Below are 14,047 nucleotides of genomic sequence, written 5' to 3'. Positions count from 1 at the left end.
ACCGCCGCGGGCAACGGCATGCCGCCCATGGCCAGCGGATCGTTTGGTTTCGTGGGTTCACTATTCTATCTTAATTCCACTCTGGCCGAGCCTTCAATCAGCGGAATGTGGGCCTTGCCCATTGCAAATTTGTGGGATTCCGGACCATGCCCCACCGCTGGGAACGTCGCTGCGACCGGGGTCCCGTACAATATCAACAGCGACCGCCGAACAAGGGGAATTGACGATGGTAAAGGTGCTTCTAAGCGAGGACAGCCCAACTCAAGCGTTTCACATCCAATCCAAATTGGTGGACGAAGGCTATGAAGTCCATTTGGTCAGCAACGGGCAAGAGGCGCTCGACTGTATCCCCGAGTTCTGTCCACATCTGATTTTGACAGACATGGAAATGCCGGTGATGGATGGACTTCAACTGGTGACACATTCATGTCAGCGGTTTCCGGAGATCCCGATCATTCTGATCACGGCCAATGGCAGCGAAGCGACTGCGGTGGAAGCGTTGAACCTGGGTGCGGCCGCGTATCTGCCGAAATCGATGATCGACGAGAAACTGTTTGCGACCATCGACCAAGTTTTGGACGTGATGGAGTCGGCTAACAGCTACGCTCAATTGATCCAATCGATGGACTACAACGAACTGCGGTTCACCTTGCCCAATCAATTGGAATTGATTCGTCCGCTGGTGGAATTGATCAAACAGATGTCCCTAGGACTGTCCCTGCTGGACGTCAACGAAGGAATCCGGCTGGGCATGGCCGTCGATCATGCTGTCCAAAACGCGATGCTGCACGGGAACCTGGAACTGTCGTCCGAAGCCCTGAAATCCGACGCCGAACTGACGATCCAGGGCGAACCCAGCCTGCCGGTGCGCCGCGCCGCGGAACCGGAATTCTGTGTTCGCCGCGTTCATGTCACCGTTCGGCTCTCCCCCACCGAAGCTGAAATCACGGTTGCCGATGACGGGGCCGGATTCGACACCAGCCTGTTCCCTGACCGCCACGCCCCGAACCAACTCGGACAAGATCAGGGTCGAGGTCTGGTCATGATTCGATCGTTCATGGATGAAGTGAACTTCAACGATGCGGGAAACGAAATCACGATGCGGAAACGCAAACGATCCACCGGCTTGTTACCAACGGCCCCCCAATAACGTCTGATGACAGTGCTGAATGAGCCGGATCAGTGGGTTCGCGATCTGCTTTGGGTCATCCGAAGTCCATCGTTGATCGGACCAGCCCCGCCAAAGACGCCCAACGAGGCCGCGAAGACCGATATGTTGCCATCGGCGCCTGATGGAAGCCTGGCGAACGCGTTTGGCGCTGACGGCGCTTCATTCAACTTCCACCAGATCGATCACGACCAGCTTGCGGCATACTTCGCCGATCAGGTTCCAAGACGTGTCGGTTTTTACTTTGAACGTCTGGTGCAGTTCTGGCTAACGCATATCCGGGGCGTGGAAATGGTCGCCAGTTCTCTGCAGGTCCGAGAGGGGCAACGAACGCTTGGCGAAATCGATTTCCTGTTCCGCGATGAACTGGGACGTTTGACCCACTGGGAAGTCGCCGTCAAGTTTTACCTGCACGTTCCCCACACCAAGATCGCCGGCAGCCATTTTGTAGGCCCGCACCTGAAAGACACCTTCCAGCGGAAACGCGACCGGATTTTCGATCACCAACTCCCGCTGGGACGATCGCATTTCCCAGAGATCGAAATCCAACAGACGATTGTGAAGGGACGCATCTTCTATGCCCTCGATCACCCACCTGTCCAGCAGCTTCCACCGGCGATGTCACCCGGCCATCTACGTGAACGTTGGCTGCGCCGTGCAGATCTTGCGGCAATCGAGCGCCAATCCGATTCGCGGTATCAAATTCTGACCAAGCCGTATTGGTTATCCGACGCTAACGTGCACGAAACGAATCCATCCGCCATCGACGGCCGGCAACTGAACGACCAGATCAGCCAACGTTTTTCGAGCTCCGATCACCCCGTCTTGGTCAGTCGGCTAAGTGCCGAATCCGACAGATGGATCGAAGCCGAGCGATGGTTTGTCGTCCCCGACGATTGGCCCAACGTGGTGAATGCGAGCTGACAGGAATGGGCTGTGGCGTTTCGCCAATGGCGAGAAATGGCGACGTTTGGCGCAGGAAAAACGCGTGTGGGACGACAAACCCACGCAAGGATTCTTTGGCAAAATCCACGACGGATCGGCGGTGCTGGTGCGCGGTAGTGGTTCTCACTAGCCGGCTGGGGGCGGAGGCAGGTTCAACGTTGCCGCCTCGTTTGTCAAAGCCAACTGGTAGTGTTTCAGCAAACTGAAAAGAGATTGAAATGCTGGTTGGGCAGCCAGATCCTGATAGCGAGGATCGACGGCGATCGCCTGATAGCGTTGAACTACCGCCTGCATTTCTGCGGGCGTCGGATGCGAACCGCCAACGAACACGCTGGGTGGCAAAGCCAGGTAGGTACGCCACTGGGGATCAAGCAGTTTGTCCAATTGCTGTGACAGTTGTTCCAGTTGGTTACGCAACATGTCCGATTCCTGGGCTCCCATCCGCTGCGCCAAGGCTCCGGTGTCAGCAATCACCGGCGCTCCGCCGCTGGGCACGTTCGTCGGGACAGTCACGGGTGCACCTGCCAAAGAAGCGACTGCCATCGTCAACTGCTGTGCTGGCTCCGGAACAATCACAGGTTGCCCGGGTGCAGGCGATCGGTAGTACGCACCGGTCGAAAGCGAGTCGACGCGGACTACGGATCCATCAATCGAAACACCAGCAAACAATCCACGGCTGCGCGAGTACGAATAGATTTCGGCTTGCAACTGACCATCGGTGGCCACCGAACCTTGGCGGCCAACCGGCCCGGCGGCGGCCGCCGCATCGGCGCCCAATGTCAACTTGCCTGTCAGGATATTTTGGATACTGCGTTCGGTTTTGAAAACCAACACGATGTCCGACGATTGCACACCGACTTGCCAGCCGATGTTTCCCCCGGTCAGCGTGATGAAGACGGGCGCGTGCCAAACCCCGCCGTCCTGGCGAACAAACAGCAACCCACGTCCATGACGCGCACCGACAATGAACCCTCCCTTGATCACGTTGGGGATGATCGCCACACCGTAGGCGTCGTTCAGCATGGCGTGGGGGATCTTGCTGAGCGGTCCAACCAGGACCTCGTTCAAGACCGCTGCCGATGCTAGTACCGTCTGATCCTGCGGCGTTTGGCCCGACACCGTTGCCGATGTTGAGATCATGAGGATCCAGAAAACGCCTATCCATTTCAGTTGATGCATGATCCTAAAACTCCATTCGATTGCGAAAAGTCCGTGCGGGTTGGACGCCGTTGTGCCCCCGCAAAATGCAAATCGCAACGCTGGTGACTAGGCGAACGTGAAAGTCTATGGGCAATTGCCCAACAGAAAAAGAGAGATCAACCGAGCGCACACCGAATACCACACTCGATGGCGGCGCCAGGATATGGAAACAAACCACCGTGCCGCGGAACCACCGGAACAACAGACCGATTTCCATTTCCAGCCGGGCCAGACCACCGGGGGGCAACTTCCGACGCCATTTACAGGCGGGCGGGACCCAAGGTGGCTGGCTCCGGACTTCCGCCCAAAACTACCGCCCAAAACTACCGCCCAAAACTACCGCCCAAAACTACCGCCCAGGACTAACAAACCAAGGCCCGCATGAATGACCTGCCATGCCGACTGCATCAAAAGGTCTAAGATAAACGCAGCGTGGAACCGCATCCCGCATTTCCTGAACTCTGCCGAGGCTGTCATGCGTCCAAACACGGTTGCTTCCCTTGCTCTGGTTTTCATCACTTTCCTAAGCACTGGCAACGCACAAGAAACCGACCGACGACCACGTCCGGCCATCTCGTTCGAACAAGTTCTGAAACGCGAAGACGCCGATCACGACGGCAAGATCTCGCAAACCGAGTTCAAGGGTCCGGGCCGACTGTTCACTCGGATGGATCGCAACGGCGATGGACAGGTAACGAAACAAGAATTCCTTGCCCGACCCAACTTCAAGCCTTCCGCAGTCAACATGCCCGATGATGTCCAGATGCTGCGTGATGTCGTCTTCGGCCAAGGTGGCGGCCGCGACTTAAAGATGCACATCGTGATGCCAAAGCAGGCGGCCAAAAGCCCGATGCCTGTTTACATTTGGGTTCATGGCGGCGGATGGCAGGGCGGAACCAAAGAGGGTGGCGTCGGCCAATTGATCCCGTTGGCACGAAGCGGGTTCGTGACAGCGACCATCGAATACCGATTGACGGGCGAGGCCGCATTCCCGGCGCAGATCGAAGACTGCAAATGCGCTATCCGATATCTGCGGGCGCACGCCGAAAAGTACAAAATCGACAAAGACCGCGTCGCCGTCGGTGGCAGTTCGGCCGGCGGTCACTTGGCCGCGCTCCTGGGCACATCCGGCGGCGTTGCCGAATTTGAAGGAACCGGTGGGTGGGCCGATCAACCCAGCAACGTCAACGCAGTCGTCGACCTGTATGGGCCGACGGACATTCTGCGGTTTGTAACAACGCCAGGATTTGAAGGTCACAACCGAGACGGTTCACCAGAGTCTAGATTGCTAGGTGGTGGTGTGGTTGCCGAAAACCTTGACGGAATCAAACGTGTGAATCCCATTACCTATGTCGACCAAAATGATCCCCCTTTTCTGATCATCCACGGGACGGCCGACCGAACCGTTCCACTGAACCAAAGCCAACGGATGCACGATGCGCTGAAGTCATCCAAAATCGATTCGACCCTACATATCATTCAAGGTGCCGGTCACGGCGGCCCTGGATTCGCCGAACCTAAGATTCGCGAGATGCAAAAATCGTTCCTGATGCGCGTCCTGCGTGAACCGCCGATGGAGCAACAAGAATCGATCGCACAACCCTGAATGCCAGCAATGCGATAAAAACCGAAGTCATTTGAACGATCGCTATGGACGTTCCAGACCTTCCACCCGATAATAGGGTTACCTCGTTCGTCTAGGAATTTTCGTGTCTGCTGCAACTCGATTCGCCACTCTCGTAGCCATGTTGCTGCACTCGTTCTTCGGGTGTTCGCTTCATCATGCTTATGGGTGCGAATCGCATTTGGACGGTGTTTGCCAGCACGATTGCGACGCTGCGTCCGGAACCAACCACGGTGACGGATCGGCCAGCAACTGCTGTCACAGCGAAAACCACGGGATCGAAAGCAACGATTCTAGGGGCACACTGGACGCCAGCCATACGCACCTAGTGCCGTCCTGCCCAGCCTGCCAATCCGGTCCTTGCGACGGCAGTTTGCCTGGTTGCCACAGCGATTTGGGGTGCAGTTTTGTGCCATCCAATGACGTTGTTTTCCTATGTGACACGAGCGTCGTCGAATTCATCAGCTACGAACTGGATCGATCGGTCGACCAAGTCCGTGCTGTTGCATGGCAACAAGATTGCCAACAAAGGCCGCCATCCATGGATGGGCCTCTCTACCGATGTGCATTTCTTTGCACATGGCTGATCTAGCCAGACCGTTGCTGGCTGTTCCGCTTGCTTGGACAGAAACCGTCTGTTCCATCGCGTACCCGTTTGCAGCCTGTTTTTTCGTGTCACCCGCTAGCGTTGATCGCTCTTGAAACTGGATCCCTAGTCCAGTCTTCGGTGTCCGCCCCGCGATGGATTGACCCGACCGAATTGCAACCACCACGCAGGCACCAACCGGTGCATAGCCAACGCCTGCACCTTGCCGCCGGTGGTGATGCGATTTGCATGATGCACTGCCCAGTCGCGGGGCCCTTTTGGGGGCAACCGATGACTGGCATCGATCCGAACAGCGTCAACAAAAGTGTCGCGTTCGACCACTCACTTATCTGATTCCGACATCTTCCTAGGAAGTGATATGTCCTCGCAAAATCAAGCGGCGGCCAAGTTCCGCAGCGTCGCCCTTACCGTTGCCGCGATAGCGATTGCGATCGTGGCCGGCGGCTACGCGTTCACCGATATCCCCCAACGGCTAGGGCTGGCTTCCGCATCGCAAGAAACGGGATCCGAAGAACCGGGTCATGAAGGCCACGATCACGCCGCCGGTGAGCACGATGATCACGCGGGCCACGACCACGAAGGCCACGACGAAGCCGAATCGATCGAACTTAGCTCGCAGGCGCGGGCGAACCTGAAGCTGACCACGCAAGCGGTTTCCGTCGGTCGGTTTGACGAATACATCGAAGTACCAGCGACGGTGGTCGACTGGCCCGGGCGCACCCACATCGCCATCACTTCGCCACTGACCGGCGTGATCAAGGCGATCGAGGTTTCTCGCGGCGAGCTGATCTCTAGCGGACGGCCCCTGTTCATCCTGCGTCTAACGCACCAAGACCTGGTCGAGACGCAAGAACAGTTCCTGACGTCGCTCGGGCAATTGGATGTCGAAGAACGCGAAATCAATCGGCTGACATCGATCTCGAACTCGGGCGCCGTCGCCGGCAAGACTCGTCTGGCGCGCGAATACGAACGCGACAAGTTGCTGGCAGGTTTGAAAGCTGCCAAGCAATCGATGCTGCTACACGGGTTGACCGACGAACAGATCCAAAGCATCCAAGACGATCGCAAACTGATTCGCGAAGTCACCATCTATGCTCCCACGCTGCATTCGGATCGCTCGCTGCACCACGATTCCAATTTGCATTCGCGCACTAACATCGTCGGCGACAGTGGCGTGCGATTTGCGTCGATGCAGCCACCGCCGCTGCACCCGGAACACATCGAAGCCGAATTCCTGATTACCGAATTGAACGCGAATCGTGGCGAGTCAGTCCAGGCCGGCCAACAGCTTGGTCGCCTTTCGGACTATAGCGAAATCCTGATTCAGGGCGAGGCGTACCAACGCGACGGTGAAGCGTTGCAGAAGGCGGCGAATTCCGAGCAACCGCTGCAAGCCCTGATTGAATCGCGTTCGGGACGACCACAGGTGATCGAAGGGCTAAAGATCGTTTACATCGGAAACGAAGTGAATCGCGAATCACGGTCGCTTCCGTTTTACGTTTCGCTAACGAACCAGATCGAGAGATCCGAACGGATCGATGGGCAACAATACGTCAGTTGGCGATACAAGCCTGGACAACGGCTGCAGCTGCGTGTCCCCGTGTCGGGATTCGACAACGCCATCGTCGTTCCCAAGGAAGCAGTCGCCGAGGAAGGGCCCGAACGCTATGTGTTCGTAGAGAACAACAACCACTTTGACAGAGTGGCGGTCGAAGTCCTGGCTAGCGATTCGATGAACGTTGCCATTCGCAACGACGGCCAGCTTTGGCCCGGGCAATCGATCGCCGTCAGCGGCGCACACCAATTGCAAATGGCCATGAAGAACCAATCAGGCGGGGCCATCGATCCGCACGCCGGCCACAACCACTAGCGATTCGCGTCACAAGCGACACCGTGCGTCACAGAAACTGAACAACCGGCCGCAAGGCTACGGAAACACCTCGGCTAGACAAAACATGCTCGATCGCATCATCCAATTTTCGCTCTCCAATCGTCTGATCATCCTTGCGATGGCTGCGATCATGTTGGGCGTCGGTGTTTGGCAAACGTCTCAGTTGCCCATCGACGTGTTCCCCAACCTGAACCGCCCTCGCGTGGTGATCATGACCGAAGCACCGGGCATGGCACCGGAGGAAGTGGAGGCATTGATCACGTTCCCGTTGGAAACGGCGTTCAATGGTGCCAGTGGCGTCGAAGCCGTCCGCAGCAGCAGCGGGATCGGACTGTCAGTGATCTACGTTGAATTTGGTTGGAATACCGATATCTACAACGATCGCCAGATCGTCAACGAGCGACTGCAACTTGCATCGGAGAACCTGCCATCGGGAATCAAGCCGACGCTGGCACCGATTTCATCCATCATGGGCCAGATCCTGATGTATGGAATGTGGAGCGAAGGGAACGAGACCGAGCCGATGGAGGTCCGCACGCTTGCCGACTGGGTCGTTCGCCAGCGTCTGCTAACGATCCCCGGCGTATCCCAGGTGTTCACCATGGGCGGCGGCCGGATGCAGTACCAAGTCTTGGTCGATCCCGACGCACTGCGAAACTTTGGGTTGACGATCGACGACGTCCATCAAGCGGTTACCGATTCGAACCTAAACGCAACCGGCGGCTATTTAGACGAACGCGGCGCCAACGAACTCCTGGTTCGTGGGCTCGGACGGATCACCAGCCTGGATGACCTGCGACGGATTTCGATCACGATGCGAGGCGGTCGACCGATCACTTTGGCCGACGTTGCGAAGGTGATCGAAGGACCACAAGTGATGCGTGGCGATTCGTCGACTTTCCGGCGTAGCGAAGACGGCACGGTCGAAGGCGGGCCAGCCGTCGTGCTGACGATCAACAAACAACCCGGCAGCGACACCCGCGCGGTCGACACGGCCATCGCACAGGCATTGGAAGAACTGAAAGTATCGCTTCCCGGCGACATCCGCATCGCAAATATGTATTCGCAACGATCCTTCATCGATCGGGCAATCGAAAATGTGGTCGAGGCGCTCGCCGACGGCGGCGTGCTGGTGTTGGTGATCCTGTTCCTGTTTCTGCTGAACTTTCGCACCACGTTCATCACGTTGACCGCGATCCCGTTGTCGATCATCGCCACGGCGTGTGTGTTTGCCGCCTTTGGACTTTCGATCAACACGATGACCCTGGGCGGTATCGCGGTTGCCATCGGCGAATTGGTCGACGATGCGATTGTCGACGTCGAGAACATCTTTCGCCGGCTGAAAGAAAACCGCCATCGTGCGAACCCACGGGCAACCCTAAAGGTCGTGTACGAAGCCAGCATCGAAGTGCGAAGCAGCGTGGTTTACGGGACTGCGATCGTGGTCCTGGTGTTCATCCCGCTGTTTGCGTTGGAGGGCATGGAAGGCAAGCTGTTTGTGCCGCTTGCAATGGGCTATGTCGTCTCGTTGATCGTGTCGCTCGGCGTGTCCCTGACCGTGACTCCCGTGCTGGCATCGCTGCTGTTGGTAGGTCAGAAATGGTGGCGATTCGTCATGCCAGTCCTGGCCCTGGGCATCACAGCATTGTCGATGTACTGGGTCGTCCCCCGAGTGATTCATCTTTTGCACCTTCCCTTGGATTTGCCTGGCAACCCGCTTTGGTGGACGCTGGCACTGACACCCCTCGTTTGGGCAACACTTGTCGCGGTCGAATGGATACTCGGTGGCGAGGAAGCCGAAGAGGGACGCCTGTTGGAGGGACTGAAGGGCATCGCTGGGGTGGCGATCGAATTTAGCACGCGGTTCGCTGGACCAGTGCTCGGCGTCGCCGGGGTCATGGTGGCGTTTGCGATTTTCGCACTGTCGCGTCTAGAGAGTGATTTTCTGCCGCCGTTCAACGAGGGATCTGTCCAAGTCAACGCGCTGCTGGCACCCGGGACCTCGCTGGCGACAAGCAACCGAATTGGCGAAACCGTCCAGGAACAACTGATGAAGATCGATTCGGTCAAATCAGTTGCCCGAAAAACCGGCCGCGCCGAACTGGACGAACATGCCGAAGGGGTCAACGTTACCGAGCTGTTCCTGGAAATTTCGGATGACGCCGATCGCGAAAAAACGATCGAGACCATCCGCGAAACGATGGAACACATCCCCGGAGTCGTGTCTAGCACCGAACAGCCACTGGCCCACTTGATCAGCCACATGATTTCGGGAGTCAAAGCACAGATCGGAATCAAACTTTACGGAGACGATTTGGACGTGCTGCGGAACAAGGCCGAGGAAATGAAGCAGCGAATCTCCGACGTCCCCGGCCTTGCCGACGTCGTCATCGAACAGCAAACCAACATTCCTCAGTTGCGAATCGAACTGAACCGAACCGCGCTGACACAGAACGGTTTGCGTCCGGCCGACGTGATGGAACTGGTCGAAACGGCCATGAATGGAACCGTCGTCAGTCAGGTGCTGCTAGGCCAACGCACCTTCGACCTGATGGTCCGCATGGACGAACCGTTCCGCGAAGACGTCAACAAGCTGAAACGATTGGCAGTGACGCTTCCCGATGGTGGGACCGTCCCGTTGGATTCGGTCGCCAATATCTACGAGAGCGCGGGGCCGAACATGATCAAGCGAGAACAGGTTCGCCGCCGGATTGTTTTGCAAGCCAACGTAGCCGAACGAGGCGTCGTGGACGTGGTGGGCGACATCAAGTCGAAGTTGGCCGAAATGGAACTGCCGCCCGGCTACTTCCTGGAATACGGCGGCCAATTCGAAAGCCAACAATCCGCTTCCCGGCGACTGCTGGTGCTCTCGGGCGTCGCACTGATGGGCATGTTCTTGGTCCTGTACACGCTGTTTGGGAACACCAATTTCTCGCTGCAAGTCCTGGTCGCGCTGCCGACGGCGTTCATCGGAGCGGTCGCGGCGTTGGTGATCACGGACCAGAACCTGACGGTGGCCGCGATGGTGGGATTCATTTCACTATGTGGGATCGCCAGCCGCAACGGGATCCTGCTGCTGAACCACTACATCCACTTGGTGGAACACGAAGGTGAATCCTGGACACGCGACATGGTCAAACGTGCTGGTCAAGAACGGATGGCACCGGTGCTGATGACAGCACTGACGTCTGGAATCGGCCTGCTACCGCTTGCACTTGCCGCTGGCGAACCCGGCAAAGAAATTCTGTATCCGATTGCGACCGTGATCGTTGGCGGATTGTTAACCAGCACGTTGGCAGAGTTCTTTGTCCGACCGGCACTGTTCTGGTCACTGGGGCGGAGTGCCGGAAAGCAAATCGTGCTGGATCATCAATCCCAGCTAAGCGACCTCAGCGGGGACCAGACCAGCGAAGCGACCGGACCACCGAACACAGGACACGCGGTCCAGACATAGAGTTGTCCAGACATAGAGACAAATGCAGCTGCGGCGATTGCCGCGGGATGCAAGTTCCCAAGCGATCGGATTGAATTTTTGGATCGGCAACATCGCCAATCCATTTGCGTTGAAAGTTTCGAGGCCCCCTTAACAAAGGAATGACAATGTTGAGTTTACGGATGGCAGCAGTATTGGTTTTAGTCGCCTCGGTCACCGCCGGCAGCCTCTTGGCTCACGCAAGCGAACCTGCGGCTGCAGGCAAGGAACTGGTCGAGTACCGGCTGGAAAAGTGGCGAACGACACACGACGACAAGACGGGCAAACTGGCCGAAACACTGAAAAAACTTCGCTGCGAAGTCAAAGTCCAGTCGCACGGCGGACACTCCGACGTCAATTACCGATGCCCCAAATGGCAACAATTGGCACTGAAAAATCACGAGGAAGCCCATCAGTGGGAAACGTGGCTGAAGAAACTTGGTTTCGAAACCAAACACGCTCACTAGAGAATCGAACCATCGAAACGACCGCTCCGGCCCTGCCATGCAGTGCCGGACCGGCCCCTCTGCTCCCCCCCCATCCACTTCACAGCACTACGAGGTCAATCATGAAATACAAAATGTTGCTTTCTGCGGTCGCATGTTTCGCGCTTACCGGCTGCTCTGACAAAAATGCCAGCGTGGACAGCGCCGATGATTCATCCGCCCCGGTTGCCATCGATGGGATGCCGCCATCGATTGACGCGCACGCCCATCCCGAACATGGCCCCCACGGTGGTGAATTGGTCGAACTTGGCAAAGAAGCGTTCCACTTAGAAATGGTTCACGCTGGGGGTGCCGTTGGATTCTTCGTGCTCGATGGCTCTGCCACTAAGCCAGTCGCCATCGATGCAAAAAAACTGACGGTCAGCCTAAAGCATGATGGCGAAGTCAAAGTATTTGAACTGGCCGCCGAACCACAAGCCGAAGACGAAGCCGGGAAGGCATCCCGATACTCCACCCGCGACGAGGTGATGGATCAGTGGATGGACGCGGGTGCCGAGGGCGCAGTCGTCGTCGAAATCGACGGCAAGTCTTTCACCGGAAAGATCTCGCACGATCACGACCATGCAGGTCATGACCACGGCGATCATGAAGGCCACGACCACTAGACGTGACGAAAACGGATCGCGGTGATTCATCGCGATTCGTTCGGTCCCCGGCCGACGAGCTGACCAGCCTTCGTCCGGTCGGGGACCATTTTTTCTCTCTTGCCCAACAACGCCGCCCGCTTGTCGCATGGTCACTGCGAAGGGGGCCGGGTGTCGAATCCGTCGTCCGGGCGCTGTCTCCCATAGCGATACCAGGATCGCGGCGCGCGCCTCGACAATCCGCCTCGACGCTCCTTTGCGACAGAGCATTTGCCCCCATCCCACGGTCTTTCATCAATGTCACTAACACGGGACGGTGGTCCGCCCAAGTCCTTTTCGATCGCGGCGCTGTTGCTGGTAGCCGTCAACGTGCCGCTTGCGACCGTGGTCAGCGTGCTGCTGCTGATCGAATACCAGCGTCAGATGCGACAGGCGGTCGATTCGCGGCAAGCGACTCTGCAAGTCGAAGCCAGCTTGATTGGCACCGCACTGTTACAGCTGGGCAATCCAAATGCCCCAGCGACGATCACGGACTATTTAGAACGCAGCTGCGAAGGCAGCCACGACGCCCAAATGGCCAATCGCTGGATCGAGGCAAAGTGGCAAGGGAACCGATTGCATTCTCACTCGGGGACCGGTCCACCTTCGAAACTGCCTCGATACTTAGCCGAGGACGGATTCGCGACCGCAATCTTCCTCCGCTGGGAACCGTCGCGGAACCGTATTCATTACGCCAGCGCGGGGCACGAACCAATGTTGCTGCTTCGCGGCCAGGAACTTGAATCGTTCGAAGCCACCGGACTGCCATTGGGCGTCGACACATCGCTGGATTGGGAAACAGTATCCATTTCACTGAACCCCAACGATCGATTGCTGCTGTCAACAGACGGAATCTGCGAAGCAAGCAACAGCAGTGACCAACAATTTGGCCGCGACCGCATTGGCCAACTGATGAAACAGCACCGCAAGCGTTCGATCCAGCAGTTCGCCGACACGCTGGTCGAAAGGCTCGACGAACATGTTGGCGACTTGATCGGCCAAGACGATATCACGCTGCTAGTGATGCAGTGCGACGGTCCCTGCGGCTGACAAGATCCACGTCCACCCGCAGCGACCGTTGACGCGGCTTTCGTCGATGCGGCAGGGTGATGCATGATCCATGAAATCGCGAAATCGATTGCCGACAGCGAATCGATTTAGGCAGAGACCGGGGCCAAGCAGATGGCGAACGGCAGTCTAAGCCGCCGCTTGCAGGGCGCTGGTTGCCGATTCGACAATCTTCGGCGTCACGTCACGTTGATTCTCGATCGCAGCTTGAATCAATGATGCCTCGGCAAGCGCCGCGACGTTGGCCATCCGGCCTTCGGCGATCTCGTGAATACGGACGATCGATGCGTCGGTAAAAATGGCCACCTGCGATGCCGATCCCGCGCTGCGAGCGTTTGACAGTGCGTGCGGAACGTAGCTGAGGGCATCGGCCAGCCCCAACGGTTCAATCTCCAGCTGCATACAGCAACGACCAAAGACGGCCGTCAACTGCGATAGCTGGCTTGGGTCGATTCCCATCACCACCGACAGATCCCCATCCGCCATCACGAGATCGCGAGCCAACTGCGCACCGGCGACCGCACAATTGTCGATCAACCACACCGTGCGAATGCCTTTTTTGCTGGTCGCCTCGATCGCGTCACAGATTTGGGCCACTGGATCTGGCCCGGTCGTCGGCAACCCGATCGCCTTGGCTAGTTGAGCGGCGATTGCTGCCGATGGTTTCTTGTGGTCCGCCGGCACACCCGAGGTCAGCACCACCTCGGCCGCACAGTCACCAAACCCGCTGGTCTGGGTCAGTTCCGACAACAACCAGGTCATTCCCGATCGGCCCGGTGCGATCAAGAATGCGGAATTCCATGAACCGGCGATAAAATAGCCAAGGCCCGCAAGCGCTTCGCGCTGTGGCCCCGCAGAGAAGAAGATCCCGTGATCGTCTTGCCCGTGGCCGTCTTGAACAAACGGACGTCGGCTGAGTCCCCAATAGCTGAGGTAGTCCATA

Annotated in this window: 11 protein-coding genes; 9 read left to right on the top strand and 2 right to left on the bottom strand. The window is 57.6% G+C overall.

Going from position 1 to position 14,047, the window contains the following annotated elements; translation table 11 throughout:
• Positions 1–226: 226 nt before the first annotated feature.
• Positions 227–1,150: a response regulator gene (locus tag K227x_RS13780; RefSeq protein ID WP_145170275.1), complete on the top strand. Its 924-nt coding sequence runs from the start codon at positions 227–229 to the stop codon at positions 1,148–1,150.
• A gap of 6 nt (positions 1,151–1,156) precedes the next feature.
• Positions 1,157–2,092, top strand: a complete 936-nt coding sequence (locus K227x_RS13775) for a DUF1853 family protein (RefSeq protein ID WP_145170273.1) — start codon at positions 1,157–1,159, stop codon at positions 2,090–2,092.
• Positions 2,093–2,239: 147 nt separating this feature from the next.
• Here the strand turns inward: K227x_RS13775 and K227x_RS13770 are convergent, their stop codons facing one another.
• On the bottom strand, positions 2,240–3,253 hold the full coding sequence (locus K227x_RS13770) for a lipid-binding SYLF domain-containing protein (protein ID WP_246146785.1): 1,014 nt from the start codon (positions 3,251–3,253) through the stop codon (positions 2,240–2,242).
• Between the two features lie 535 nt (positions 3,254–3,788).
• Between K227x_RS13770 and K227x_RS13765 the strand changes: the two genes are divergently transcribed.
• The 7 genes from K227x_RS13765 (at position 3,789) to K227x_RS13735 (ending at position 13,086) form a co-directional block, all read left to right on the top strand.
• Positions 3,789–4,919, top strand: a complete 1,131-nt coding sequence (locus tag K227x_RS13765; RefSeq protein ID WP_145170269.1) for an alpha/beta fold hydrolase — start codon at positions 3,789–3,791, stop codon at positions 4,917–4,919.
• A 103-nt stretch (positions 4,920–5,022) separates the two neighbouring features.
• Complete coding sequence (locus K227x_RS13760) at positions 5,023–5,529, top strand: hypothetical protein (RefSeq protein ID WP_145170267.1); 507 nt, start codon at positions 5,023–5,025, stop codon at positions 5,527–5,529.
• Between the two features lie 373 nt (positions 5,530–5,902).
• Positions 5,903–7,414 carry an efflux RND transporter periplasmic adaptor subunit gene (locus K227x_RS13755; RefSeq protein ID WP_145170265.1) on the top strand — a complete coding sequence of 504 codons (1,512 nt, stop codon included), beginning with the start codon at positions 5,903–5,905 and terminating at the stop codon, positions 7,412–7,414.
• A gap of 85 nt (positions 7,415–7,499) precedes the next feature.
• Positions 7,500–10,889, top strand: coding sequence for an efflux RND transporter permease subunit (locus tag K227x_RS13750; protein ID WP_145170263.1), 3,390 nt, complete (start codon positions 7,500–7,502; stop codon positions 10,887–10,889).
• A 146-nt stretch (positions 10,890–11,035) separates the two neighbouring features.
• A complete protein-coding gene (locus K227x_RS13745) occupies positions 11,036–11,374 on the top strand; it encodes a hypothetical protein (protein ID WP_145170261.1) in 339 nt (112 codons plus the stop codon).
• Positions 11,375–11,475: 101 nt separating this feature from the next.
• Positions 11,476–12,018, top strand: a complete 543-nt coding sequence (locus K227x_RS13740; protein WP_145170259.1) for a hypothetical protein — start codon at positions 11,476–11,478, stop codon at positions 12,016–12,018.
• A gap of 276 nt (positions 12,019–12,294) precedes the next feature.
• On the top strand, positions 12,295–13,086 hold the full coding sequence (locus K227x_RS13735; protein WP_145170257.1) for a PP2C family protein-serine/threonine phosphatase: 792 nt from the start codon (positions 12,295–12,297) through the stop codon (positions 13,084–13,086).
• Between the two features lie 147 nt (positions 13,087–13,233).
• Here K227x_RS13735 and K227x_RS13730 read toward each other — a convergent pair whose 3' ends face one another.
• Complete coding sequence (locus tag K227x_RS13730) at positions 13,234–14,046, bottom strand: hypothetical protein (protein ID WP_145170255.1); 813 nt, start codon at positions 14,044–14,046, stop codon at positions 13,234–13,236.
• Between the last annotated feature and the right edge of the window lies 1 nt (position 14,047).

Source organism: Rubripirellula lacrimiformis (assembly GCF_007741535.1).
GTDB classification, from domain to species: Bacteria; Planctomycetota; Planctomycetia; order Pirellulales; family Pirellulaceae; genus Rubripirellula; species Rubripirellula lacrimiformis.
The sequence above is the reverse complement of the archived record's forward strand: the minus strand, read 5'-3'. Positions and strand labels throughout refer to the sequence as shown.

Coding starts and splice junctions, on each gene's coding strand:
- K227x_RS13755 (WP_145170265.1), top strand. CDS start 5,903: ATGTCCTCGCAAAATCAAGCGGCGGCCAAGTTCCGCAGCGTCGCCCTT.
- K227x_RS13735 (WP_145170257.1), top strand. CDS start 12,295: ATGTCACTAACACGGGACGGTGGTCCGCCCAAGTCCTTTTCGATCGCG.
- K227x_RS13770 (WP_246146785.1), bottom strand. CDS start 3,253: ATGATCTCAACATCGGCAACGGTGTCGGGCCAAACGCCGCAGGATCAG.
- K227x_RS13745 (WP_145170261.1), top strand. CDS start 11,036: ATGTTGAGTTTACGGATGGCAGCAGTATTGGTTTTAGTCGCCTCGGTC.
- K227x_RS13765 (WP_145170269.1), top strand. CDS start 3,789: ATGCGTCCAAACACGGTTGCTTCCCTTGCTCTGGTTTTCATCACTTTC.
- K227x_RS13750 (WP_145170263.1), top strand. CDS start 7,500: ATGCTCGATCGCATCATCCAATTTTCGCTCTCCAATCGTCTGATCATC.
- K227x_RS13730 (WP_145170255.1), bottom strand. CDS start 14,046: ATGGACTACCTCAGCTATTGGGGACTCAGCCGACGTCCGTTTGTTCAA.
- K227x_RS13775 (WP_145170273.1), top strand. CDS start 1,157: ATGACAGTGCTGAATGAGCCGGATCAGTGGGTTCGCGATCTGCTTTGG.
- K227x_RS13780 (WP_145170275.1), top strand. CDS start 227: ATGGTAAAGGTGCTTCTAAGCGAGGACAGCCCAACTCAAGCGTTTCAC.
- K227x_RS13740 (WP_145170259.1), top strand. CDS start 11,476: ATGAAATACAAAATGTTGCTTTCTGCGGTCGCATGTTTCGCGCTTACC.